At 58.0% G+C, this 23,259-nt stretch carries 22 protein-coding genes; 6 read left to right on the forward strand and 16 right to left on the reverse strand.

The window, feature by feature from the left end:
- Positions 1 to 58 precede the first annotated feature (58 nt).
- The 15 genes from rnhB to rpsB form a co-directional block, all read right to left on the reverse strand.
- Positions 59 to 697: a ribonuclease HII gene (rnhB, locus tag J4E42_RS18205; protein ID WP_207285807.1), complete on the reverse strand. Its 639-nt coding sequence runs from the start codon at positions 695 to 697 to the stop codon at positions 59 to 61.
- A complete protein-coding gene (gene lpxB / locus J4E42_RS18210) occupies positions 694 to 1,824 on the reverse strand; it encodes a lipid-A-disaccharide synthase (protein WP_192228497.1) in 1,131 nt (376 codons plus the stop codon). Before lpxB ends, rnhB begins: the two co-directional genes overlap by 4 nt.
- A 2-nt stretch (positions 1,825 to 1,826) precedes the next feature.
- On the reverse strand, positions 1,827 to 2,603 hold the full coding sequence (gene lpxA / locus J4E42_RS18215; RefSeq protein ID WP_008039405.1) for an acyl-ACP--UDP-N-acetylglucosamine O-acyltransferase: 777 nt from the start codon (positions 2,601 to 2,603) through the stop codon (positions 1,827 to 1,829).
- On the reverse strand, positions 2,600 to 3,040 hold the full coding sequence (fabZ, locus tag J4E42_RS18220; RefSeq protein ID WP_008028982.1) for a 3-hydroxyacyl-ACP dehydratase FabZ: 441 nt from the start codon (positions 3,038 to 3,040) through the stop codon (positions 2,600 to 2,602). Before fabZ ends, lpxA begins: the two co-directional genes overlap by 4 nt.
- A gap of 108 nt (positions 3,041 to 3,148) precedes the next feature.
- Positions 3,149 to 4,204, reverse strand: coding sequence for a UDP-3-O-(3-hydroxymyristoyl)glucosamine N-acyltransferase (gene lpxD / locus J4E42_RS18225; RefSeq protein WP_192417911.1), 1,056 nt, complete (start codon positions 4,202 to 4,204; stop codon positions 3,149 to 3,151).
- Between the two features lie 3 nt (positions 4,205 to 4,207).
- On the reverse strand, positions 4,208 to 4,711 hold the full coding sequence (locus J4E42_RS18230; RefSeq protein ID WP_008028980.1) for an OmpH family outer membrane protein: 504 nt from the start codon (positions 4,709 to 4,711) through the stop codon (positions 4,208 to 4,210).
- A 45-nt stretch (positions 4,712 to 4,756) separates the two neighbouring features.
- A complete protein-coding gene (gene bamA / locus J4E42_RS18235) occupies positions 4,757 to 7,132 on the reverse strand; it encodes an outer membrane protein assembly factor BamA (protein WP_008039402.1) in 2,376 nt (791 codons plus the stop codon).
- A 74-nt stretch (positions 7,133 to 7,206) separates the two neighbouring features.
- A complete protein-coding gene (gene rseP, locus J4E42_RS18240) occupies positions 7,207 to 8,559 on the reverse strand; it encodes a sigma E protease regulator RseP (protein WP_207285808.1) in 1,353 nt (450 codons plus the stop codon).
- A 52-nt stretch (positions 8,560 to 8,611) separates the two neighbouring features.
- Entirely contained in the window at positions 8,612 to 9,802 is a 1,191-nt protein-coding gene (gene ispC / locus J4E42_RS18245; RefSeq protein ID WP_008028975.1) for a 1-deoxy-D-xylulose-5-phosphate reductoisomerase, read from the reverse strand.
- On the reverse strand, positions 9,799 to 10,605 hold the full coding sequence (locus J4E42_RS18250) for a phosphatidate cytidylyltransferase (RefSeq protein ID WP_008039396.1): 807 nt from the start codon (positions 10,603 to 10,605) through the stop codon (positions 9,799 to 9,801). The genes ispC and J4E42_RS18250 overlap by 4 nt, the downstream gene beginning before the upstream one ends.
- Positions 10,605 to 11,360 carry a polyprenyl diphosphate synthase gene (uppS, locus tag J4E42_RS18255; protein WP_008039394.1) on the reverse strand — a complete coding sequence of 252 codons (756 nt, stop codon included), beginning with the start codon at positions 11,358 to 11,360 and terminating at the stop codon, positions 10,605 to 10,607. Before uppS ends, J4E42_RS18250 begins: the two co-directional genes overlap by 1 nt.
- A 13-nt stretch (positions 11,361 to 11,373) precedes the next feature.
- Positions 11,374 to 11,931 (reverse strand): ribosome recycling factor, encoded by a 558-nt coding sequence (frr, locus tag J4E42_RS18260; RefSeq protein WP_008028968.1) that lies wholly within the window; start codon positions 11,929 to 11,931, stop codon positions 11,374 to 11,376.
- Positions 11,928 to 12,671 (reverse strand): UMP kinase, encoded by a 744-nt coding sequence (gene pyrH, locus J4E42_RS18265; RefSeq protein WP_003172271.1) that lies wholly within the window; start codon positions 12,669 to 12,671, stop codon positions 11,928 to 11,930. Before pyrH ends, frr begins: the two co-directional genes overlap by 4 nt.
- 210 nt (positions 12,672 to 12,881) lie before the next feature.
- The gene (gene tsf, locus J4E42_RS18270) at positions 12,882 to 13,745 is read right to left on the reverse strand and encodes a translation elongation factor Ts (protein WP_008028965.1); all 864 of its coding nucleotides are present in this window, start codon (positions 13,743 to 13,745) and stop codon (positions 12,882 to 12,884) included.
- A 193-nt stretch (positions 13,746 to 13,938) separates the two neighbouring features.
- Positions 13,939 to 14,676 carry a 30S ribosomal protein S2 gene (gene rpsB, locus J4E42_RS18275; protein ID WP_008028964.1) on the reverse strand — a complete coding sequence of 246 codons (738 nt, stop codon included), beginning with the start codon at positions 14,674 to 14,676 and terminating at the stop codon, positions 13,939 to 13,941.
- 373 nt (positions 14,677 to 15,049) lie between these two features.
- Here rpsB and map point away from each other — a divergent pair, with 373 nt between their 5' ends.
- The 4 genes from map (at position 15,050) to J4E42_RS18295 (ending at position 21,280) form a co-directional block, all read left to right on the forward strand.
- Positions 15,050 to 15,832, forward strand: coding sequence for a type I methionyl aminopeptidase (gene map, locus J4E42_RS18280; protein WP_008028962.1), 783 nt, complete (start codon positions 15,050 to 15,052; stop codon positions 15,830 to 15,832).
- Positions 15,833 to 15,877: 45 nt separating this feature from the next.
- Positions 15,878 to 18,580, forward strand: a complete 2,703-nt coding sequence (locus tag J4E42_RS18285) for a [protein-PII] uridylyltransferase (RefSeq protein WP_008039391.1) — start codon at positions 15,878 to 15,880, stop codon at positions 18,578 to 18,580.
- A gap of 155 nt (positions 18,581 to 18,735) precedes the next feature.
- Positions 18,736 to 19,935 carry a succinyldiaminopimelate transaminase gene (gene dapC, locus J4E42_RS18290; RefSeq protein ID WP_008039390.1) on the forward strand — a complete coding sequence of 400 codons (1,200 nt, stop codon included), beginning with the start codon at positions 18,736 to 18,738 and terminating at the stop codon, positions 19,933 to 19,935.
- 178 nt (positions 19,936 to 20,113) lie between these two features.
- A complete protein-coding gene (locus J4E42_RS18295) occupies positions 20,114 to 21,280 on the forward strand; it encodes a hypothetical protein (protein ID WP_207285809.1) in 1,167 nt (388 codons plus the stop codon).
- Positions 21,281 to 21,313: 33 nt separating this feature from the next.
- On the opposite strand, the gene J4E42_RS18300 is transcribed toward J4E42_RS18295, so the two are convergent.
- Complete coding sequence (locus J4E42_RS18300) at positions 21,314 to 21,472, reverse strand: hypothetical protein (protein WP_207285821.1); 159 nt, start codon at positions 21,470 to 21,472, stop codon at positions 21,314 to 21,316.
- Positions 21,473 to 21,760: 288 nt separating this feature from the next.
- On the opposite strand from J4E42_RS18300, the gene J4E42_RS18305 reads away from it, so the two are divergent.
- Both J4E42_RS18305 and dapD read left to right on the forward strand, forming a co-directional pair.
- A complete protein-coding gene (locus tag J4E42_RS18305; protein WP_207285810.1) occupies positions 21,761 to 22,123 on the forward strand; it encodes an ArsC family reductase in 363 nt (120 codons plus the stop codon).
- Positions 22,124 to 22,156: 33 nt separating this feature from the next.
- A complete protein-coding gene (gene dapD / locus J4E42_RS18310) occupies positions 22,157 to 23,191 on the forward strand; it encodes a 2,3,4,5-tetrahydropyridine-2,6-dicarboxylate N-succinyltransferase (protein ID WP_207285811.1) in 1,035 nt (344 codons plus the stop codon).
- The last annotated feature ends 68 nt before the right edge of the window (positions 23,192 to 23,259 follow it).

Consider the following 23,259-nt stretch of genomic DNA (forward strand, 5'->3'; position numbering starts at 1 on the left):
CATGAAAACAACAAGGCCCGGATTGTACCGGGCCTTGGCGAAAACATCAGCCTCGCGACTAACTCTCGATGAGGCTTTCGCGCGCCTCATACGCCAACCGCACCGGTGCGAACGAGCGGCGGTGAATCGGCGTCGGCCCCAAGCGTGCCAGCGCTTCCAGATGAACGGGCGTCGGGTAGCCTTTGTGACCGCCGATGCCGTAACCCGGGTAAATCAGTTCGAATGCCGCCATTTCACGGTCGCGGCTGACCTTGGCCAGAATCGAGGCGGCAGCGATGGCCGGGACCTTGCTGTCACCCTTGACCACGGCTTCAGCGCGCATGGCCAGTTTCGGGCAGCGGTTACCGTCGATCATCGCCAGTTTTGGCTGAATGTGCAGACCTTCGATCGCACGCTGCATGGCCAGCATGGTGGCATGGAGGATGTTCAGCTCGTCGATTTCTTCGACTTCCGCGCGAGCGATGCACCAGCTCAGGGCTTTTTCGCAGATTTCGTCGAAGAGTTTTTCGCGGCGGGCTTCGGTGAGCTTTTTCGAATCGTTGAGACCAAGGATCGGACGATTCGGATCGAGGATCACCGCAGCCGTCACCACAGCGCCGCAGAGCGGGCCGCGACCGACTTCATCCACACCGGCAACCAGCTCTTCGACTTCGGCGACCAGGGTGAAATCGAGGCCCATCTGTTGTGATTTTGTCATTGTGTTTTGCCGATCAGATTCAGTACCGCGTCCGCCGCCTGATTGGAGGCATCCAGGCGCAAGGTCCGGTGGATTTCATCGAAGCCGCGGGTCTGTTCTTCACCACCTTCGATCAGGGGCGACAGCGTCTGGGCCAAGGCTTCAACCGTTGCATCGTCCTGTAACAATTCAGGCACCAGGAGGCGCTGGGCGAGCAGGTTCGGCAACGAGACGTAAGGGCTTTTCACCATGCGCTTGAGGATCCAGAACGTCAGCGGTGCCAGGCGATAAGCCACCACCATCGGGCGCTTGTACAGCAAGGCTTCGAGGGTCGCCGTTCCGGAGGCAATCAACACTGCGTCGCAGGCGGCCAGCGCCAGATGGGACTTGCCGTCGAGCAGGGTCAGCGGCAGATCGCGACCGGCCAGCAGTTCTTCAAGCTGCACGCGGCGCTGAGGGCTGGCGCAAGGAATAATGAACCGCACGCCAGGGCGCATGGCGCGCAAACGCTCGGCGGCATCGAGGAACAAAGCGCCCAGACGCCCGACTTCGCCACCGCGACTACCCGGCATCAGCGCGACCAATGGGCCATCAGGCAAACCGAGCTCGGCGCGTGCAGCGCGACGATCAGCCTCAAGGGGTATCGCATCGGCCAAGGTGTGACCGACAAACCGCACCGGCACGCCCTTCTCTTCATAGAATTTCGCTTCGAACGGGAACAGCGTCAGCATCAGGTCGCAACCTTCGCGAATCTTCAGCACTCGCTTCTGCCGCCACGCCCACACTGACGGGCTGACGTAATGCACGGTCTTGATCCCGGCCTGACGCAGCTTCAGTTCGATATTGAGGTTGAAATCCGGCGCATCGATACCGATGAACACGTCCGGTTTCTCGGCGATCAGGTCTGCGATCAGCTTCTTGCGGCGTTTCAACAACTCGCGCAGCCGACCGAGCACTTCCACCAGCCCCATGACCGAGAGACGTTCCATCGGAAAATACGAAGTCAGGCCTTCAGCCTGCATCAGCGGGCCACCGACACCGATGAACTCGACCGCCGGATGCTGTGCCTTGAGCGCACGCATGAGACCGGCGCCCAGAATGTCACCGGAAGCCTCACCCGCCACCAGCGCAATACGCAGATTAGCCATGATTAACGTGTGATGCCGCGGGTCGAAGACTGGATGGAGTCACGGAACACCGCAACTTCCGGAAACTGCTCCGAAGGTTCGGCCAGCTCCGCGAGTGCCTGCTCAACCGTGAGCCCCTGGCGATAAACCACCTTGTAGGCACGGCGCAGGGCGTGGATCGCGTCTTCGCTGAAACCACGACGGCGCATGCCTTCGAAGTTCATGCTGCGCGCTTCGGCCGGGTTGCCGAACACCGTGACGTACGCTGGAACGTCCTTGCCGATGGCGGTACCCATACCGGAAAAGCTGTGGGCGCCGATGTGGCAATACTGGTGAACCAGGGTAAAACCGGACAGGATCGCCCAGTCTTCAACATGCACATGGCCCGCCAACGCGGTGTTGTTGACCAGGATGCAATGGTTGCCGATGACGCTGTCGTGGCCGATGTGAGCGTAGGCCATGATCAGGTTGTGATCGCCCAGGGTCGTTTCGGAACGGTCCTGAATGGTCCCGCGGTGAATGGTCACGCCTTCACGGATGACGTTGTGGTCACCGATGACCAGACGGGTTTCTTCACCCTTGTATTTCAGATCGGGCGTGTCTTCGCCTACCGAAGAAAACTGGTAGATGCGGTTGTGCTTACCGATTCGGGTCGGGCCTTTGAGAATCACATGCGGCCCGATCACTGTCCCCTCGCCGATTTCCACACCAGCGCCGACGATCGACCAAGGGCCGACCTCGACGTCGTCGGCCAGGATGGCCGTCGGATCGATGATTGCGCGAGGGTCAATCAAACTCATACTTTTTGTTCCGCACAGATGATCTCGGCCGAGCAGACCGGCTTGCCATCTACCGATGCCTGGCATTCGAACTTCCAGATCTTGCGCTTGCAGCTGATGAACGTGGCTTCAAGGATCAACTGGTCGCCAGGCTTGACCGGCTGACGGAAACGCAGTTTGTCGGAGCCTACGAAGTAGTACAGGGTGCCATCAGCCGGCTTCACGTCCAGCATCTTGAAACCAAGGATCCCGGCAGCCTGAGCCATCGCTTCGATGATCAGTACGCCCGGCATGATTGGATGCGCAGGGAAGTGACCATTGAAGAACGGTTCGTTGATGCTGACATTCTTGTAGGCGCGAATGCGCTTGCCTTCCACATCCAGATCCACGACCCGGTCCACCAGCAGGAACGGGTAACGGTGAGGCAGGTATTCGCGAATCTCGTTGATGTCCATCATTTCGGGGGGAAGCCTATGTAAAGATTGGGAACGCGCGACTGACGCGCGCTCCTCTAGCAAATCAAGGAGGCAGTCTAGCGGCTGTGCACACTTGATATGGAAATGGTATCAGCCATCTGATGAAGCAATACCGTCAGGGGTCACTTCCCCTACTCGCTTTTCCAGCTGTCGCAGCCGCCGCGCGATGTCATCGAGCTGACGGATACGTGCCGCGCTTTTGCGCCATTCGGCAGCCGGTTGCATGGCCGTACCGGAAGAATAGGAACCCGGCTCGGTAATCGAGTGGGTCACCATGGTCATCCCGGTAATGAAAACCTTGTCACAAATTTCGATATGTCCCACCAGCCCTACGCCACCGGCGAGCATGCAATGCTTGCCGATTTTGGTGCTGCCGGAAATCCCCACGCACGCCGCCATGGCAGTGTGATCACCGACCTGAACGTTGTGGGCGATCTGAATCTGATTGTCGAGCTTGACGCCATTACCAAGAATGGTATCGGCCAGTGCACCGCGGTCGATGGCAGTATTCACGCCGATCTCCACATCGTCACCGACCAGAACGCCACCGATCTGGGCGATTTTCTGCCAGATGCCTTTCTCGTTGGCAAAGCCGAAGCCTTCGCCACCCAACACTGCACCGGACTGAATCACCACCCGCTTGCCGATACGCACGTCGTGATACAGCGTGACGCGCGGTGCGAGCCAGCCACCTTCGCCGATAACGCTACGAGCGCCGATGAAGCAATGCGCGCCGATGGTCGTACCTGCATCAATTCGCGCCCCGCTTTCGATGACCACAAAGGCACCGATGCTCGCCGCTGGATCAACCACCGCGTCCGCCGCAATCACTGCGGTCGGATGAATGCCGGCAGCCGCCTTGGGCTTGGGATCGAAGAGGTGGGAAACACGAGCGTAGGCGGCGTACGGATCAGGTACGACCAACGCATTCCCGGCAAAACCTTCAGCGTCAGCGGCTTTCAGCAACAGTGCTGCAGCCCGGCTGTCAGCCAGGTATTTGCGGTATTGAGGATTTGCCAGAAAGCTCAACTGAGCTGGGCCAGCCTCTTGCAAAGTGGCTAGCCCAGTAATTTCCTTCTCTGGGTCGCCACGTAGGGTGGCGCCGAGGAACTCGGCCAACTGGCCGAGTTTTATGGTCGCTGTCATGGATTACTTCAGCTGATTCATGCGCTCGATAACCTGGCGAGTGATGTCGTACTGAGGTTTGACATCAATCACTGCGCCACGCTCGAAGACCAGGTCAAAAGCACCTTTCTTGATGACTTCTTCCACAGCGCTGTCCAGTTTCGGCTTGAGCTGCTTCAGCATTTCACGGTCGGCAACGGCTTTGGCTTCGTTCAATTCCTTGGACTGGAACTGGAAGTCACGGGCCTTTTGCTTGAATTCAAGCTCCAGACGCTCACGCTCGCCTTGCTGCATCTTGTCGCCGCCAGCCATCAGACGGTCCTGAATACCCTTGGCACTGCTTTCCAGCGTCTTGAGCTTGGTCAGTTGCGGGCCGAACTTCTTCTCGGCATCCACGGCGTACTTCTTGGCCGCATCGGATTCCAGCAAAGCCATTTGATAGTTCAGAACGGCAATTTTCATGTCGGCAAAAGCCGGGCCTGCTACCAGTACGGTCGCCAGGAGAACCAATTGAGTCAACTTACGCACGATGCACTCCTACAAAATCCATTGTCGTTATCTTGGGTCAGACGCTTAGAACGTCTGGCCGAGGGAGAATTGGAACACTTGAGTTTCAGCCTCATCCGGTTTCTTGATCGGCATGGCCAACGCGAAACTCAGAGGACCCAGTGCGGTAACCCATGTCACGCCTACACCGACAGAGCTGGCCATGTTGCTCAGGCTGATGTCGTTGCACTGTGTATTGGACTTCGAACCATCGGCATTGGTGGTCGACTTGCACTGCGAGTCGAACACGTTACCCACGTCCCAGAATACCGAGGTGCGCAGGGAACGCTGATCCTTGACGAACGGCAGAGGGAAAAGAACCTCCACACCGCCCTGGATCAGGACGTTACCACCGAACGGCAGCGGATCCTGGTCCGGATCGAGCGCAGTGCCAGGGTTCTTGCCGGTACTTGGAGTACTGCGAGGACCCAGGGTGCTGTCCTTGAAGCCACGAACCGAGTTGAAACCACCAGCATAGTAGTTTTCATAGAACGGCAAGCCATCGGTCGAACCGTAGCCATCGCCATAACCCAGCTCGGTATGCAGGCGCATGGTGTAGTTTTCGGTCAACGGCTGGAACAACTGGCCACGGTAGTCGAGTTTGAAGAACGACAGGTCGCTGCCAGGGGTCGTGGTTTCCAGCACAAGGCTTTGCGAATGACCACGGGTCGCCAGCACGCCTTTGTTCAGGGTCGACTCGGACCAACCGGCCGAAGCCTTGAAGTTCAGGTAGCTGTCGCCTTCCTTGTTAACGAAGTCGAAGATTTCGTCAACGGTGTACAGGCCAGTCTTGATCTTGTCCTGTTGCGCAGTCAGGCCGAAGGTCAGACGCGAAGTCTCGCTGATCGGATAACCGACGCTCGCGCCGGCACCGTAGCTGTCTACCGCATAGCTGGCAACGTCGACGTCGAGGTCTTTGTAGTCAGTGGTGCGATAGAACGCGTTGTAACCCAGGCTCACACCGTCAGCAGTCCAGTACGGGTCGACATAACCGAAGTTATAGCGGCTCTGGTATTCACTGCGGGTCAAGCCAACGCTGACCTTGTTACCGGTACCGAGGAAGTTGTTCTGGGTGATCGAACCACCGAGGATCAGACCGGCACTCTGTGCAAAGCCGACGCTGGCGGTAATCGAACCGGACGCTTGCTCTTCAACGCTGTAGTTCACGTCAACCTGGTCATCGACACCCGGTACAGCCGGGGTTTCGACGTTGACTTCCTTGAAGAAGCCCAGACGCTCAAGACGGGTCTTGGATTGGTCGATCAGGTAAGTAGAAGCCCAGCCGCCTTCCATCTGACGCATTTCACGGCGCAGCACTTCGTCTTCGGACTTGGTGTTGCCACGGAAGTTGATGCGGTTAACGTAAGCACGCTTGCCCGGATCGACCGCGAAAGTGATATCGACGGTGTGGTCTTCATCATGCGGCTGAGGTACGCCGTTGACGTTGGCGAAGGTGTAACCCTCGTTACCCAGGCGACGGGTGATCAGTTCGGAGGTGGTGGTCATCAGCTTGCGCGAGAACACCTGGCCTTTCTGCACCAGCAGCAGGGACTTGACCTGGTCTTCAGGAACTTTCAGGTCACCGCTCAGCTTGACGTCACGAACGGTGTACTTCTCGCCTTCGTTGACGTTGACGGTGATGTAGACGTGCTTCTTGTCCGGGGTGATGGACACCTGGGTCGAAGCGATATCCATGTTGATATAGCCACGGTCCAGGTAGTAGGAACGCAGACGCTCCAGGTCACCGGACAGTTTTTCACGAGCGTACTTGTCGTCGTTCTTGAAGAACGACAACCAGTTGGTGGTCTTGAGTTCGAACAGGTCGATCAGGTCTTCATCAGGGAAGACCGTGTTACCCACCACGTTGATGTGCTGGATAGCTGCAACGGTGCCTTCGTTGATATTGACCTTGAGGCCGACGCGGTTACGCGGCTGCGGCACCACTTCGGTGTCAACGGTAGCCGAGTAGCGGCCCTGAGCGACGTACTGGCGCTGCAGCTCGTTACGAACACCTTCGAGGGTGGCGCGCTGGAAGATCTCGCCTTCGGCCAGACCGGACTGTTTGAGGCCCTTCATCAGGTCTTCAGTGGAGATCGCCTTGTTACCCTCGATCTCGATACTGGCGACGGACGGACGCTCGACTACAGTAATGACCAGGACGTTGCCATCACGGCCCAGCTGGATATCTTGAAAGAACCCGGTTTTGAACAGCGCACGAGTGGATTCCACCAGGCGACGATCATCCGCCTGTTCACCGACGTTCAACGGCAAGGCACCAAAGACGCTACCCGCGGAGACCCGCTGGAGGCCATTGACGCGAATATCAGAGATAGTGAAGGACTCGGCGTGAACTTCGGCGATCATCAATACGGTGAGAACCGCAGTTAGCAGCAGACGTTTCATGAAGTCCTTTCTTATTCCAACTGGCAATAAACAAACTGCCGCAAAATGCGGCAGATTCGCAATTCAGCGAAGTGTTACAGACGACCCAAATCATTGACCAGAGCGAGCAACATCACCCCGACCACCAAACTGATGCCGATCTGTATCCCCCAACCCTGCACCCGATCCGACAAGGGGCGACCACGCGCCCACTCAATCAGATAAAACAACAAATGCCCCCCATCCAGTACCGGAATGGGCAACAAATTCAGAACACCCAGGCTAATACTCAGATAAGCAAGGAAATTCAGGAAATCAGCGACGCCCGACTGGGCAGAAGCGCCCGCCACTTTAGCAATGGTTATCGGTCCACTCAAGTTTTTTACCGAGAGCTCACCGAACAACATTTTCTTGAGCGAATCGAGGGTCAGTATGCTCATGGTCCAGGTGCGTCGAGCCCCCTCGCCAATCGCTGCCAAAGGACCGTAACTGACCTCGCGAATCATCTCCGGCGGCCAATCGATCGCCTTCACCCCGGCACCGAGATAACCACTGGGCGACTTTTTCTCGCCGCGAGCAGCGAGCGTCACAGAGACGTCGATTTGAGCACCATCGCGCTCGACGCGCAGCATGATTTTGGTATCAGGATGAATACGGACGATATCGACCACTTGTTGCCAGTCATCGAGCGCCTTGCCATCCAGGGCCAACAATCGGTCGCCGGTTTTCAGGCCGGCAGCCTGCGCCGGGCCTTTCGGATCGAGTTCCGCCAGAACCGGCGGCAACGCCGGACGCCATGGGCGAATACCCAGCGAGCGAATCGGATCCGGCTCGTCAGCGCCCTTGAGCCATTTATCCAGCACCAGCTCACGCGGCGAATCCGCTGTGGAACCCTGCTCACGAACCAGCAACTGAAGGGAACCGCTTTCGCCAAGACGGCGAACCAGTTGCAGATTTACTGCGCCCCAGCCCGAAGTCAGCTCACCATCAATGGCAACAATTTCCTGACCTGCACTCAAACCCGCCCTGGCGGCGATGCTGCCGGACTCAACGGCACCGATGACTGGCCGCACCTGCTCGCTGCCAAGCATGGCGAGCACCCAGAAAAAAATCATCGCCAGCAAGAAGTTGGCAATCGGCCCCGCCGACACGATAGCAATGCGCTGACGGACGGATTTGCGATTGAAGGATTGATCGAGCTGATCGGCCGGAACTTCACCTTCACGCTCGTCGAGCATTTTCACGTAGCCACCCAGCGGGATGGCGGCAATCACGAATTCAGTGCCTTTCTTGTCGTGCCAGCGCAGCAACGGCATACCGAAGCCCACGGAGAAACGCAGCACTTTGACTCCACAGCGACGTGCGACCCAGAAATGGCCGAATTCGTGGAAAGTGACCAGCACGCCCAGGGCTACCAGGGTGCCGACAATCATATAGAGCGCGCTCATCTACTTTCTCCGCAACTTATCCGGTGCTGCATGGGCCAACGTATTGCAGCACTTACCGCCCGTGACGACTCAACCACTGCCCGGCCAGTACTCGCGCTTTCGCGTCAGCCGTGAACACCGCCTCGAGATCATCCACCGCAACCACGGGCTCGAGATTTAACACTTCTTCGATGATACTCGCGATTTCCAGATAGCGAACCCGCCCGTCGAGAAAGGCCGCGACAGCCACTTCATTCGCCGCATTGAGCATGGCTGGCGCGCTATTGCCAGCCTCTGCGGCCTGACGCGCCAGGCGCAGGCATGGGAAACGCTCTTCATCGGGAGCCTGGAAATCCAGGCGCGCAATGGCAAACAGATCCAGCGGTGCGACACCCGAATCGATACGCTCCGGCCAGGCCAGCGCATTGGCAATAGGCGTGCGCATGTCGGGATTACCCAACTGAGCCAGGACCGAGCCATCGATGTAATCGACAAGCGAATGAATCACGCTCTGCGGGTGAATCACCACTTCGACCTGGGACGGCTTGGCATCAAACAGCCAGCAGGCTTCGATCAGCTCGAGGCCTTTGTTCATCATGCTGGCCGAATCTACCGAAATCTTGCGCCCCATGGACCAGTTCGGATGGGCACACGCCTGATCAGGGGTTACATGCACCAGCTCAGCCATAGGCGTCTGACGGAAAGGACCGCCCGAAGCTGTCAGCAAGATCCGACGGACACCGACCGCACCCAGCCCACGAGCGAAATCCTGCGGCATGCACTGGAAAATCGCGTTGTGCTCGCTGTCGATCGGCAGCAGCACCGAACCGCTTTTACGTACGGCCTGCATGAATAACGCACCGGACATCACCAGTGCTTCTTTGTTGGCCAGGAGTATTTTCTTGCCAGCCTCGACCGCCGCCAGCGTCGGGCGCAAGCCCGCCGCGCCGACAATGGCGGCCATGACGGCATCGACTTCAGGATCGGCGGCGACCTGACACAGCCCCTCCTCCCCCACCAGAACGCGGGTCGACAACCCGGCCGCACGCAAGTCGTCCTGCAAGCCTCGGGCAGCGCCCTGCTCTGGCACAACGGCGAACCGTGGCGTATGACGGACGCACAACGCGAACAACTCACTCAGGCGAGTGAAACCGCTCAAGGCGAACACCTGATAACGCTCGGGATGACGGGCAATAACGTCGAGCGTGCTCAGGCCGATCGAGCCGGTAGCCCCCAGAACGGTAATCTGTTGAGGGCGGCTCACGGTGCCGCCATCCACAACAACACCGCGAACACCGGGATCGCTGCCGTCAGGCTGTCGATGCGATCGAGTACACCACCGTGGCCGGGCAGCAGATTGCTGCTGTCCTTGACCCCGGACTGGCGCTTGAACATGCTTTCGGTGAGGTCACCCACTACCGAGATGAACACGATAATTGCGGCACCGATCAACCCTTTGAAAAGCTCGGCAACCGTCCAGTCGCGAACCAGGCCGACAATAACGGTGATGACCAGGCTCAGCGCGAGGCCGCCATACACGCCTTCCCAGCTCTTGCCGGGACTGACCTGCGGTGCCAGCTTGCGCTTGCCGAAGGCCCGACCGGAAAAGTAAGCACCGATGTCGGCACCCCAGACCAGCACCATGACCGCCATGATCAACCAGTTGCCCAATGGGTATTGTTTGATCTGCACCAGACCTTGCCAGGCCGGCAGGAGAATCAACAGGCCGATCACCAGTTTGGTCGCCGCACTGGACCAACGCTCGCTCGAACGCGGATACGTCAACACCAGGTACGTCGCCACGCCCCACCACAGCACCGAAGCGCCCAACACCCAAGGTGCCAGGCCCGGCAGGATATGCATGACAAACAGCATCAACGCGACGACTGCAGCATAGGCAACGCGGATCGGCTGCTCAGTGAAGCCCGCCAGACGCGCCCATTCCCAGGCACCGAGGGTCACGACCAGCCCGATGAACAGCGCGAAACCGGAGCCTTCGAGCAGGAAAAACCCGCACAAGGCGATCGGCAGCAGGATCAGCGCGGTGATGATTCGTTGTTTGAGCATTAAACCCGGGCCCCAGCCTCGACCTGCTCGCTCGTTTTACCGAAGCGGCGCTGGCGAGAAGCGAAATCGGCCAGCGCGGTGCGCATGGCGTCGTGTTTGAAGTCCGGCCAGAACAGGTCGGAGAAGTACAACTCGGCGTAGGCCAGTTGCCACAGCAGGAAGTTGCTGATGCGGTGCTCGCCACCGGTACGGATGCACAAGTCCGGCAACGGCAGATCGCCAGTGGCCAGGCAGGTTTGCAACAGTTCCGGGGTGATGTCTTCCGGACGCAGATGCCCGGCCTGAACTTCCCGCGCCAGACGCTGTGCGGCTTGCGCGATGTCCCACTGACCGCCGTAGTTGGCGGCGATCTGCAGAACGAAGCGATTGGTGCCCGCGGTCATCGCTTCCGCTTCACGCATCGCAGCCTGAAGCTCTGGATGGAAACGCGAACGGTCACCAATGATGCGCAGACTGATGTTGTTGTCGTTGAGGCGCTTGGCCTCACGACGCAACGCCTTGAAGAACAGATCCATCAAGGCACTGACTTCATCGGCCGGACGCTGCCAGTTCTCGCTGGAGAAGGCGAACAGGGTCAATACCTCGACCTTGGCCTCGGCACACACCTCGATCACTGCACGAACTGCGTCCACACCCGCTTTATGCCCGGCGACACCTGGCATAAAGCGTTTTTTCGCCCAGCGATTATTGCCATCCATGATGATCGCGACATGACGCGGCACCGCGGACGGCACTGACTGCTTGGTCTTTTCCATGAAAACGCGACCCTTATACGGCCATCAGGTCTTTTTCTTTCTGCGCCAAATTCGCGTCGATTTCAGCCACGTACTTTTTGGTCAGATCATCAATTTCACCAGTGGCGCGACGTTCTTCGTCTTCACTGATTTCCTTTTCCTTGACCAGATCCTTGAGCTGGCTGTTCGCATCACGACGGATGTTGCGCACGGCAACACGGGCATCTTCAGCGACATCGCGAGCCTGCTTGGTGAAGCCCTTGCGGGTTTCTTCGGTCAGGGCCGGCATGGAGATCAGCAGCAACTCACCCAGGTTGGTCGGGTTGAGGTTCAGACCAGCACTGCCGATGGCCTTGTCGACGGCGCCCAGCATGTTGCGCTCGAAAGCGACCACTTGCAGGGTACGGGCGTCTTTGACGGTGATGTTGGCGACTTGCTTGATCGGGGTGTCGGAACCGTAGTACGGCACCATCACGCCTTCGAGAATGCTTGGGTGCGCCTGGCCAGTACGAATACGGCCGAAGTTGTGCATCAGCGACTCGACGGATTTCTGCATACGCTCTTTAGCGTCTTTCTTGATTTCGTTGATCATTGTTGGCCTTCCTCGATCAGGGTCCCTTCAGCGCCGCCATGCACGATGTTCAGCAGGGCGCCGGGTTTGTTCATGTTAAATACGCGCAACGGCATCTTGTGGTCGCGGCACAGGCAAATGGCGGTCAGATCCATAACACCCAGCTTGCGATCCAGCACTTCATCGTAGGTCAGATGATCGAACTTCTCGGCATGCGGGTCTTTGAATGGATCAGCGGTGTAGACGCCATCGACCTTGGTCGCTTTCAGCACGACATCGGCATCGATTTCGATTGCTCGCAGGCAGGCCGCCGAATCCGTGGTGAAGAACGGATTGCCGGTACCGGCCGCGAAGATCACGACTTCCTTGGCATTCAGGTGGCGCATGGCTTTGCGACGATCGTAGTGATCAGTCACGCCAACCATGGAAATCGCCGACATCACGATGGCCGAGATATTGGCACGTTCCAGCGCGTCGCGCATGGCCAAGGCATTCATCACGGTGGCCAGCATGCCCATGTGGTCGCCGGTGACCCGATCCATGCCGGCCGCGCTCAGCGCTGCACCGCGGAACAGGTTGCCGCCGCCGATCACCAGGCCGACCTGGACGCCGATGCCGACCAGTTGGCCGACTTCCAGCGCCATGCGGTCCAGAACTTTCGGATCGATCCCGAACTCTTCCGAGCCCATCAGGGCCTCGCCGCTAAGCTTGAGTAGAATGCGTTTATAGCGAGCCTGATAACCACTGCCCTGCTGAGCCATTGCGAATCTCTCCTGCGGCGTATTTTAAAAATTCTTTGCGAGCTGTTTACAGCTGGCGTTCACTCTAGCTTGGCGCTGCTTCAGCGCCATCGGAACATGGCTTTGTAAGCCAGTTCCAAAAGGAAACCAATTAAAAATTGGTGCCCCATCTGAAAAGAGGCTGCGCGCGTAAGCGGGCAGCCTCTTCAGGGCGACAGTTAAAAAACCGTCTTATTGCTTGGCGGCAGCCAGCTGGGCAGCAACTTCTTCAGCGAAGTTGTCGACCGGCTTCTCGATGCCTTCGCCTACTTTGAAGTAGGTGAAAGAAACGATTTCTGCACCGGCTTTCTTGGCCAGTTCGCCAACCTTGATTTCAGGGTTCTTGACGAACGCCTGCTCAACCAGGCTTGCTTCAGCCAGGAACTTGCTGATACGGCCTTTGACCATGTTCTCAACAATGTTTTCTGGCTTGCCTTTGATTTTTTCTTCGTTCAGCTGCAGGAACACGGCTTTTTCGCGCTCGATAGCTTCAGCAGAAACTTCCGATGGCAGCAGGAACTCAGGGTTGCTGGCCGCTACGTGCATAGCGATGTCTTTGGCCAGCTCAACGTCGCCGCCCTTCAGAACAACCGCAACACCGATTTTGTTGCCGTGCAGATAACCACCAACAACATCACCTTCAACGCGAACCAGGCGACGGATGTTGACGTTTTCGCCAACCTTGCCGACCAGTACCAGGCGAGCAGCTTCTTGAGCTTCGATCAGCGGAGCGACGTCAGTCAGCTTGTCGGCGAACGCTTTTTCAACGCTGGCAGCAACAAATGCCTTGAAGTCGTCCTGCAGAGCCAGGAAGTCGGTCTGCGAGTTCACTTCCAGCAGAACGGCGGATTTACCGTCTTCTTTCAGAGCGATAGCGCCTTCAGCAGCCACGTTGCCTGCTTTCTTGGCAGCCTTGATGGCGCCCGAAGCACGCATGTCATCAATGGCTTTTTCGATGTCGCCGCCAGCCTTGGTCAAGGCCTTTTTGCAGTCCATCATGCCTTCGCCAGTACGCTCGCGCAGTTCTTTGACCAACGCTGCAGTAATCTCTGCCATTTCAAAATTCCTCTTGGATAGGTTTTCAACCATTCCACCCGATCGAACGGGCGTTCAATTCTTCCCGAACCACCCTTGTTAGCAGCTGCAAGTTACAAATGATGTAAATGCGCCACCGGACAAATGGTTTTCGAGGTGGCAAAAAGGGGGCCAAGCCCCCTTTTTGCTTACTGAGTCAACGCCAAGGCGTCAGTTACTCAGCTGCAGCTGCCGGAGCTTCTTCAACGAACTGCTCGGTGCCGCCAGCAACGTGGTTGCGACCGCGGATTACTGCGTCAGCCATCGAACCCATGTACAGCTGGATAGCGCGGATTGCGTCATCGTTGCCTGGGATGATGTAGTCAACGCCTTCCGGGCTGCTGTTGGTATCGACTACGCCGATAACCGGGATGCCCAGCTTGTTGGCTTCGGTGATCGCGATGCGCTCGTGATCAACGTCGATAACGAACAGAGCGTCTGGCAGACCGCCCATGTCCTTGATACCACCCAGGGAACGATCCAGCTTTTCCAGGTCACGGGAGCGCATCAGCGCTTCTTTCTTGGTCAGCTTGGCGAAAGTACCGTCTTCGGCTTGTACTTCAAGGTCACGCAGACGCTTGATGGAAGCACGGATGGTTTTGAAGTTGGTCAGCATGCCGCCCAACCAGCGGTGATCGACGTACGGCGAACCGCAACGTGCAGCTTCTTCAGCAACGATCTTGCCAGCGGAACGCTTGGTGCCGACGAACAGAATCTTGTTTTTGCCCTGGGCCAGACGCTCTACGAAAGTCAGAGCTTCGTTGAACATTGGCAGGGTTTTTTCAAGGTTGATGATGTGGATCTTGTTACGCGCGCCGAAAATGTATTTACCCATTTTCGGGTTCCAGTAACGGGTCTGGTGACCGAAGTGCACACCGGCCTTCAGCATATCGCGCATGTTGACTTGGGACATGATAGTTCCTTAATAAGTCGGGTTTGGCCTCCACGTATCCCAATGACCAACCAGCAGCATCAGCTGAAGGCACCCAGGTCATCGTGTCGACACGTGTGTGGATTTAAGCCTTTCGGGGTATCCCCGGAAAGCGGCGCATTTTATATCACAAGGCTCGCAAAAACGGAACCCGGATTCTCAATTCCTGACGCGCGCCTTTATCCGCGCCCTTGGAATCGCTCAAGAATGCGCCTATCTATAGAGAGAAGCGATGTACAGAGGCTCAGATTTGCGCTGTTCGTCTGTTAGAATCGCGTTTTTCAGGGCGGTAAAGATTGATCGCACACTGCCCATTCCGTTTTGACAAGCGCCATCGAGCGTAGAGAGAGCCTGTATGACCGTCACCCTCAAAACCCCGGAGGACATCGCAAAAATGCGTGTCGCCGGCAAACTGGCCGCCGATGTGCTGGAAATGATTGCTGAACATGTCAAGCCGGGCGTCACCACTGAAGAGCTGGACCGCATCTGCCACGACTACATCGTCAACGTGCAGCAGGCCATCCCTGCCCCGCTCAACTACAAAGGCTATCCGAAGTCGATCTGCACCTCGATCAACCACGTGGTCTGCCACGGCATCCCGAACGAGAAGCCATTGAAAGACGGCGACACGCTGAACATCGACGTCACCGTGATCAAGGACGGCTACCACGGCGACACCAGCCGCATGTTCCACGTCGGCACCGTGCCGGTCTGGGCCGAGCGCCTGTCGCAAGTGACCCAGGAATGCATGTACAAGGCCATCGAAATCGTCAAACCCGGCTGCCGCCTGGGCGACATCGGTGAAGTGATCCAGAAGCACGCCGAAAAGAACGGCTTCTCGGTGGTTCGCGAGTTCTGCGGCCACGGCATTGGCAAGGTGTTCCACGAAGAGCCGCAGATCCTGCACTACGGCCGCGCCGGCACCGGCATGGAACTGAAAGCGGGCATGACCTTCACCATCGAGCCGATGATCAACCAGGGCAAGGCCGACACCAAGGTATTGGGTGATGGCTGGACCGCGATCACCAAGGACCGCAAGCTCTCGGCCCAGTGGGAACACACCCTGGCAGTGACCGAAACCGGTTACGAGATCTTCACCCTGCGCAGCGACGACACCATCCCGCGCGTTTCGGCCTGATCCGGTCCGCACAGCTCTCAGCCTTATAGATAGGAAAGCCAATCGATGCCGCAGGTGGATCCCGAACTCTTCGACCGTGGCCAGTTCCAGGCTGAACTGGCTCTGAAGGCCAGCCCGATCGCGGCCTTCAAGAAGGCGATCCGCCAGGCGCGCGAGGTGCTCGACGAGCGCTTTCGCAGCGGCCGGGAGATTCGCCGGCTGATCGAGGATCGTGCGTGGTTCGTCGACAACATCCTGCAAAAGGCCTGGGAGCAGTTCAACTGGAGTGAAGATGCCGACATCGCGCTGGTCGCGGTCGGCGGCTACGGTCGCGGGGAATTGCACCCTTATTCCGATATCGATTTGCTGATCCTGCTGGACAGCGCCGACCACGAAGTTTTCCGCGATTCCATCGAGCGTTTTCTGACGTTGTTGTGGGACATCGGCCTGGAAGTCGGTCAGAGCGTTCGCTCGGTTGAAGAATGCGCCGTTGAAGCCCGCGCCGACCTGACGGTTGTCACCAACCTGATGGAAAGCCGCACCATCTGCGGCCCCGAGCACTTGCGCCAGCGCATGCTCGACGTCACCAGCACTGCGCACATGTGGCCGAGCAAGGAGTTCTTCCTCGCCAAGCGCGCCGAGCAAAAGGCCCGTCATCACAAGTACAACGACACCGAATACAACCTGGAACCCAACGTCAAAGGCTCGCCCGGCGGACTACGGGATATTCAGACGATTCTGTGGGTTGCCCGTCGCGAATACGGCACCCTGAACCTGCGGGCATTGGCTGGCGAAGGGTTTCTGGTCGAGAGCGAAAACGCCCTGCTGGCTTCATCCCAGGAATTCCTGTGGAAAGTCCGCTACGCGCTGCACATGCTCGCTGGCCGTTCCGAAGACCGCTTGCTGTTCGACCACCAGCGTTCGATTGCCGGCCTGCTGGGGTTCAAGGGTGATGACGCCAAGCAAGCCATCGAAAACTTCATGCAGCAGTATTACCGGGTGGTCATGAGCATCGCCCAGCTCAGCGACCTGATCATCCAGCACTTCGAGGAAGTCATCCTCGCGCCCGAAGACGAAGCGCCGCCGCAGCCGATCAACTCGCGGTTCCAGTTACACGACGGCTACATCGAGGCGCGCAACGACAACGTGTTCCGCCGCACGCCGTTCGCCATGCTCGAAATCTTCGTGCTGATGGCCCAGCAGCCGGAAATCAAAGGCGTGCGCGCCGACACCATTCGTCTGCTGCGGGAAAACCGGCACCTGATCGACGACGATTTCCGCAACGACATTCGCAATACCAGCCTGTTCATCGAGCTGTTCAAGTGCAAGATCGGCATTCACCGCAACCTGCGGCGGATGAACCGTTACGGCATCCTCGGGCGCTATTTGCCGGAGTTCGGCTTCATTGTCGGGCAGATGCAGCACGACCTGTTTCACATCTATACGGTCGATGCGCACACCCTGAACCTGATCAAGCACCTGCGTAAGTTGCAGTACACGCAAGTGTCGGAAAAATTCCCGCTCGCCAGCAAGCTCATGGGCAAGCTGCCCAAGCCCGAGCTGATCTACCTGGCCGGCCTGTACCACGACATCGGCAAGGGCCGGCATGGCGATCACTCGGAAATCGGCGCAGTGGACGCCGAAGCCTTTTGCCAGCGCCATCAATTGCCGATCTGGGATAGCCGCCTGATCGTCTGGCTGGTGCAGAACCACCTGGTGATGTCGACCACCGCCCAGCGCAAGGACTTGTCCGACCCGCAGGTGATCCATGATTTCGCGCAGATCGTCGGTGACGAAACCCGCCTGGATTACCTGTACGTGCTGACCGTCGCCGACATCAACGCCACCAACCCGACGCTGTGGAATTCCTGGCGCGCCAGCCTGCTGCGCCAGCTCTACACCGAGACCAAGCGTGCGTTGCGTCGCGGCCTGGAAAACCCGGTGGATCGCGAAATGCAGATCCGCCAGACCCAGAGCGCCGCCCTGGACATTCTGGTACGCGGCGGCAACGACCCCGACGACGTCGAGCAGTTGTGGTCGCAACTGGGCGATGACTATTTCCTGCGTCACACCGCCGGCGATGTGGCCTGGCACACCGATGCGATCCTGCAGCAGCCGGCCGATGGCGGCCCGCTGGTGCTGATCAAGGAAACCACCCAGCGCGAGTTCGAGGGCGGTACGCAGATCTTCATCTACGCGCCGGACCAGCACGACTTCTTCGCCGTGACCGTGGCCGCGATGGACCAGCTCAACCTGAACATTCACGACGCCCGGGTCATCACCTCCAGCAGCCAGTTCACCCTCGACACCTACATCGTGCTCGACACTGACGGCGACTCGATTGGCGATAACCCGGCGCGGGTCAAACAGATTCGCGAAGGCCTGACCGAAGCCCTGCGCAACCCGGACGATTACCCGACGATTATCCAGCGTCGCGTACCGCGCCAGCTCAAACATTTCGCGTTTGCACCTCAGGTGACGATCCACAACGACGCCCAGCGCCCGGTGACAGTGCTGGAGCTCAGCGCACCGGATCGCCCAGGGTTGCTGGCGCGGATTGGCACGATTTTTCTGGAATTCGACCTGTCGCTGCAGAACGCCAAGATCGCCACGCTCGGCGAGCGCGTGGAAGACGTGTTCTTCATTACCGACGCCAACAACCAACCGTTGTCTGACCCACTGTTGTGCAGCCGTTTGCAGGATGCGATCGTCGAACAGCTCAGTGTCAGCCAGGAACCCGATATCAAACTGTCGCGAATCAGTATCTGAATTAACAAATTTCCCCCTGTGGAGACCTGTCCTTTGTAGGAGCCGGCTTGCTGGCGATAGCATCGCCTCGGTGTGTCAGTCGTACCGGAGTGATGCAATCGCCAGCAAGCCGGCTCCTACAGAGTGCAGGCCTCCACATTGAACGAGATCTACCGATGAACAACGCTCTGTCCCAGTTGCAGCCTTACCCGTTCGAGAAGCTCCGCGCCCTGCTCGGCAGCGTCACGCCAAACCCGGACAAGCGCCCTATCGCGCTGTCCATCGGCGAGCCGAAGCACCGTTCGCCAAGCTTTGTCGCCGAAGCCCTGGCAAGCAATCTGGACCAGATGGCCGTGTATCCGACCACCCTCGGCATTGCGGCCCTGCGTGAAGCCATCGCCGCGTGGTGCGAACGCCGCTTCAACGTGCCGAACGGCTGGCTCGACCCGGCACGCAACGTGCTGCCGGTCAACGGCACCCGCGAAGCGCTGTTCGCGTTCACCCAGACCGTGGTCAACCGTGGCGACGACGCCCTGGTGGTCAGCCCGAACCCGTTCTATCAGATCTATGAAGGTGCCGCGTTCCTCGCCGGCGCCAAGCCGCATTACCTGCCGTGCCTGGACGAGAATGGCTTCAACCCGGATTTCGATGCCGTTTCCCCGGACATCTGGAAGCGTTGCCAGATCCTGTTCCTGTGCTCGCCGGGCAACCCGACCGGCGCGCTGATCCCGGTCGAAACCCTGAAAAAACTGATCGCCCTGGCCGATGAGTACGACTTCGTGATCGCTGCGGACGAGTGCTACAGCGAACTGTATTTCAACGAACAAACCCCGCCCGCCGGCCTGCTCAGCGCCTGCGCGGAACTGGGCCGCAAGGACTTCAAACGCTGCGTGGTGTTCCACAGCCTGTCCAAGCGCTCCAACCTGCCGGGCCTGCGTTCGGGTTTCGTGGCCGGTGATGCCGACATTCTCAAAGGCTTCCTGCTGTACCGCACCTACCACGGCTGCGCGATGCCGGTTCAGACTCAACTGGCCAGCGTTGCTGCGTGGAATGACGAAGTGCATGTGCGCGCCAACCGTGCGTTGTATCGCGAGAAGTACGACGCGGTGCTGGAAATCCTCGGCCCGGTGATGGACGTGCAGCGCCCGGATGGCGGTTTTTACCTGTGGCCGAATGTTGAAGGTGATGACGAGGCGTTCTGCCGCGATCTGTTCGTCGAAGAACACGTGACCGTGGTGCCTGGCTCTTATCTGTCCCGTGACGTTGACGGCGCGAATCCGGGTGCCGGTCGGGTGCGCATGGCGCTGGTTGCGCCACTGGCCGAGTGTGTGGAAGCCGCTGAACGCATCCGCGCCTTCATCCAGCGCCGCAAATAAACACAAACCTGTAGGTGCGAGGCTTGCCCGCGGATGTGGTCTGTCAGTCGACTTAGATGTTGAATGATAAACCGCATTTGCGGGCAAGCCTTGCGCCTATAGGGAACGGTGTTACAGCTCCGCAAAAATGACCTGACGACGCGCAGTCGTTCCCTAGTCGGCAATTATCTGATTAAAAATGCTCAATCCAATTCGCTTGGGCAAGGCAGTCTGGGTTTCAAAAATGACAATGATCACAGGTTTTAGCTTGAAGCGAGCGGGCTTTTTACAAGCCGATATTTTATTGACCTGCAAGGGCACTTCTCTGCCAGCCTGGCAGACTCCGACGTACACAGGCAATGGTGGTTTCCCGCCAGGCGAGCATACCGTGGTCGGCCTCTGCCAAAAGATTCACGTGGCGAACCATAACTTCGCTGTAGCCTTTGCTGGAGACGTCGAAAGGATCAGAGATACGGTGCGATTGATCGATAGCCTGACTGCCAAATCCCCAACGCTGACTGGTGATCAGTTCTTGAAGGAGTTCACGAATAACAAGGTGCTAGCGACAGCAGGCCTGAACATCATTGTGCTTTCAGTTGCGAATGATGAGTGCTGGCTTGGGAGTTTTGACGCTGAGCCGGGGCCTTCAAACGAGCACCTGGAGGTGATCGTAGGTGGACAAACCGTGCAGCCCGCGATTGATTACTACGAAAGCTTTCATGCTGAGGGGCTCGATGTTCAAGAAGACGACATCGTCGTACACGGCGTCTGCATGGCCCTCAATCAATTTGCTGCTTACCTCGCCCACGAGTATGAAAGCCAAGCCAATGCGAAGACCATCGCCGGTTTGTTTGGAGGTGGGTATGAGGTAGCGGCCTATTACGACGGGAAAATCAAAAAAGTCTCGGATATCGTTTATGCCTTTGCAGAGGCGCACATTAGTGCCGAGTGCATTCTCAAAGTGGATTATCCAAGCTTTCTAATGAAGTCAGAATACGAGGGCGAGCTCCTCAAAATCCGAAGCTTTGAGATCTATTTTGACGAAGACGAAGATGAGGAAAAGAAAAGGCATGATCGGACATTCACGATCGCCCCAATTACACGCTGGAAAGAAAGCCGGGTTAAGGCTAATTGCGACGAAATGCGATTTTTTGGAAAGTTTCTCTGCTTCCTGATCAAGGTAAAACACGCGGATGGAAGTTTTACGATCCCTTATGTAAGGAAATATGACTCAAACTTTCACTTCCTTGCGAAAGCTTTTTCTTTGTCTACGTTTGAAGATCGATTCCAGCTTGTATATTCCTCGGTCTTCGAGGAAGAAATCGAGAAGTACGTCCTGGAATTCATGCGCCACAAGCGAGGCTGACGAAAACAAGTACATCTCCCAAATGATCGCCGCTTACTCGTGACACAAAGGGGCGTCAGCATTGTTGGCCACACCAATAAGGCTCACCATGCCAATTTGCACCAGCGGCAATGGCAACGGGATCACGCGTCCGACCAGGCGCGAAACACTGACCAGCATCAACAGGATCAGGACGGTGTAGGCGGTTTGCATAAAGCGCGGTTCCCGGACAATCGACAGCATTGAAGTGCCATATTAGCCGCTTAGACTGCGGGTTGACCGTTGTACCAATGTCGCAGGCTGTCGCCAGTCTCGAAAAAACCCCAAACCCTGTAGGAGCCGAGCTTGCTCGCGAAAGCGGCAGGTCAGCCACTATCAATGTTGAATGTTAAGCCGCTTTCGCGAGCAAGCTCGGCTCCTACAGGGTTTTGCGTTTTAAGCGGACGGTCATGGCATAATCCGTCACCTTTTTTTTCCAGCACCTGTAAAGGGGGCAATTCCTTGACCGATTCAAGCAAAACGTTGCACCTTTTCGGCATCAAAGCCTGCGACACCATGAAAAAGGCGCGCACCTGGCTCGATGAACACGCTGTCAGCTATGACTTTCATGATTACAAAGCGGTCGGAATCGACCGTGAACACCTGAGCCAATGGTGCGACGAGCACGGCTGGCAAATGGTGTTGAACCGTGCAGGCACGACCTTTCGCAAGCTCGACGACGAACGCAAAGCCGATCTCGACCAGCCGAAAGCCATCGAACTGATGCTCGCACAACCCTCGATGATCAAGCGCCCGGTGCTCGATCTCGGTGACCGAACCCTGATTGGCTTCAAGCCAGATATCTACGCGGCAGCGCTCAAGTAAGCCAGCCCGTTCAATTTTGTTAGAGGTATTTACATGTCCACTTCCGTATTCAGCCTGGCCTTTGGTGTCGGCACTCAAAATCGTCAGGGCGCATGGCTCGAAGTGTTTTACGCTCAGCCGCTGCTCAACCCGTCGGCCGATCTGGTCGCGGCCATCGCGCCGGTTCTGGGTTACACCGAAGGCAATCAGGCCATCGCGTTCAGCACCGCCCAGGCTTCGCAACTGGCTGAAGCACTGAAAGGTGTCGACGCAGCCCAGGCTGCCCTGCTGACCCGTCTGGCCGAAAGCCACAAGCCGCTGGTCGCCACCATTCTGGCCGAAGATGCGCCGCTGACTTCCACGCCTGAGGCTTACCTCAAGCTGCACCTGCTGTCCCATCGTCTGGTCAAGCCGCACGGCCTGAACCTGGCCGGCGTGTTCCCGCTGCTGCCGAACGTCGCATGGACCAGCCAGGGCGCGATCGACCTCGGCGAACTGGCCGAACATCAACTGGAAGCCCGTCTGCGCGGCGAGCTGCTGGAAGTGTTCTCGGTAGACAAATTCCCGAAAATGACCGACTACGTCGTGCCGGCCGGCGTGCGTATCGCTGACGCGGCCCGTATCCGTCTGGGCGCTTACGTCGGCGAAGGCACCACCGTGATGCACGAAGGTTTCGTCAACTTCAACGCTGGCACCGAAGGCCCGGGCATGATCGAAGGCCGCGTTTCCGCTGGCGTGTTCGTCGGCAAGGGTTCGGACCTGGGCGGCGGTTGCTCGACCATGGGCACCCTGTCGGGCGGTGGCAACATCGTGATCAAGGTTGGCGAAGGCTGCCTGATCGGCGCGAACGCCGGTATCGGTATCCCGTTGGGCGACCGCAACACCGTTGAATCGGGCCTGTACGTGACTGCCGGCACCAAAGTGGCACTGCTGGACGAAAACAACAAACTGGTCAAAGTCGTGAAGGCTCGTGAACTGGCCGGTCAGCCGGACCTGCTGTTCCGCCGCAATTCGGAAACCGGTGCCGTGGAATGCAAAACCCACAAATCGGCGATCGAACTGAACGAAGCGCTGCACGCTCACAACTAAGCAGAAAGTCACGACCACCTGTTCTTGTAGGAGCGAGGCTTGCCCGCGAAGCTTTTGGGGACCTCACC

The organism is Pseudomonas sp. FW300-N2A2 (assembly GCF_017351735.1).
Lineage (GTDB): Bacteria > Pseudomonadota > Gammaproteobacteria > Pseudomonadales > Pseudomonadaceae > Aquipseudomonas > Aquipseudomonas migulae.

Bases quoted from the DNA above. Each gene is read 5' to 3' on its own strand.
- rnhB (WP_207285807.1), bottom strand. From the start codon at position 697: ATGACAAAATCACAACAGATGGGCCTCGATTTCACCCTGGTCGCCGAA.
- lpxB (WP_192228497.1), bottom strand. From the start codon at position 1,824: ATGGCTAATCTGCGTATTGCGCTGGTGGCGGGTGAGGCTTCCGGTGAC.
- lpxA (WP_008039405.1), bottom strand. From the start codon at position 2,603: ATGAGTTTGATTGACCCTCGCGCAATCATCGATCCGACGGCCATCCTG.
- fabZ (WP_008028982.1), bottom strand. From the start codon at position 3,040: ATGATGGACATCAACGAGATTCGCGAATACCTGCCTCACCGTTACCCG.
- lpxD (WP_192417911.1), bottom strand. From the start codon at position 4,204: ATGACAGCGACCATAAAACTCGGCCAGTTGGCCGAGTTCCTCGGCGCC.
- bamA (WP_008039402.1), bottom strand. From the start codon at position 7,132: ATGAAACGTCTGCTGCTAACTGCGGTTCTCACCGTATTGATGATCGCC.
- rseP (WP_207285808.1), bottom strand. From the start codon at position 8,559: ATGAGCGCGCTCTATATGATTGTCGGCACCCTGGTAGCCCTGGGCGTG.
- J4E42_RS18250 (WP_008039396.1), bottom strand. From the start codon at position 10,605: ATGCTCAAACAACGAATCATCACCGCGCTGATCCTGCTGCCGATCGCC.
- uppS (WP_008039394.1), bottom strand. From the start codon at position 11,360: ATGGAAAAGACCAAGCAGTCAGTGCCGTCCGCGGTGCCGCGTCATGTC.
- frr (WP_008028968.1), bottom strand. From the start codon at position 11,931: ATGATCAACGAAATCAAGAAAGACGCTAAAGAGCGTATGCAGAAATCC.
- pyrH (WP_003172271.1), bottom strand. From the start codon at position 12,671: ATGGCTCAGCAGGGCAGTGGTTATCAGGCTCGCTATAAACGCATTCTA.
- tsf (WP_008028965.1), bottom strand. From the start codon at position 13,745: ATGGCAGAGATTACTGCAGCGTTGGTCAAAGAACTGCGCGAGCGTACT.
- rpsB (WP_008028964.1), bottom strand. From the start codon at position 14,676: ATGTCCCAAGTCAACATGCGCGATATGCTGAAGGCCGGTGTGCACTTC.
- map (WP_008028962.1), top strand. From the start codon at position 15,050: ATGACCGTCACCCTCAAAACCCCGGAGGACATCGCAAAAATGCGTGTC.
- J4E42_RS18285 (WP_008039391.1), top strand. From the start codon at position 15,878: ATGCCGCAGGTGGATCCCGAACTCTTCGACCGTGGCCAGTTCCAGGCT.
- dapC (WP_008039390.1), top strand. From the start codon at position 18,736: ATGAACAACGCTCTGTCCCAGTTGCAGCCTTACCCGTTCGAGAAGCTC.
- J4E42_RS18295 (WP_207285809.1), top strand. From the start codon at position 20,114: ATGCTCAATCCAATTCGCTTGGGCAAGGCAGTCTGGGTTTCAAAAATG.
- J4E42_RS18300 (WP_207285821.1), bottom strand. From the start codon at position 21,472: ATGCAAACCGCCTACACCGTCCTGATCCTGTTGATGCTGGTCAGTGTT.
- dapD (WP_207285811.1), top strand. From the start codon at position 22,157: ATGTCCACTTCCGTATTCAGCCTGGCCTTTGGTGTCGGCACTCAAAAT.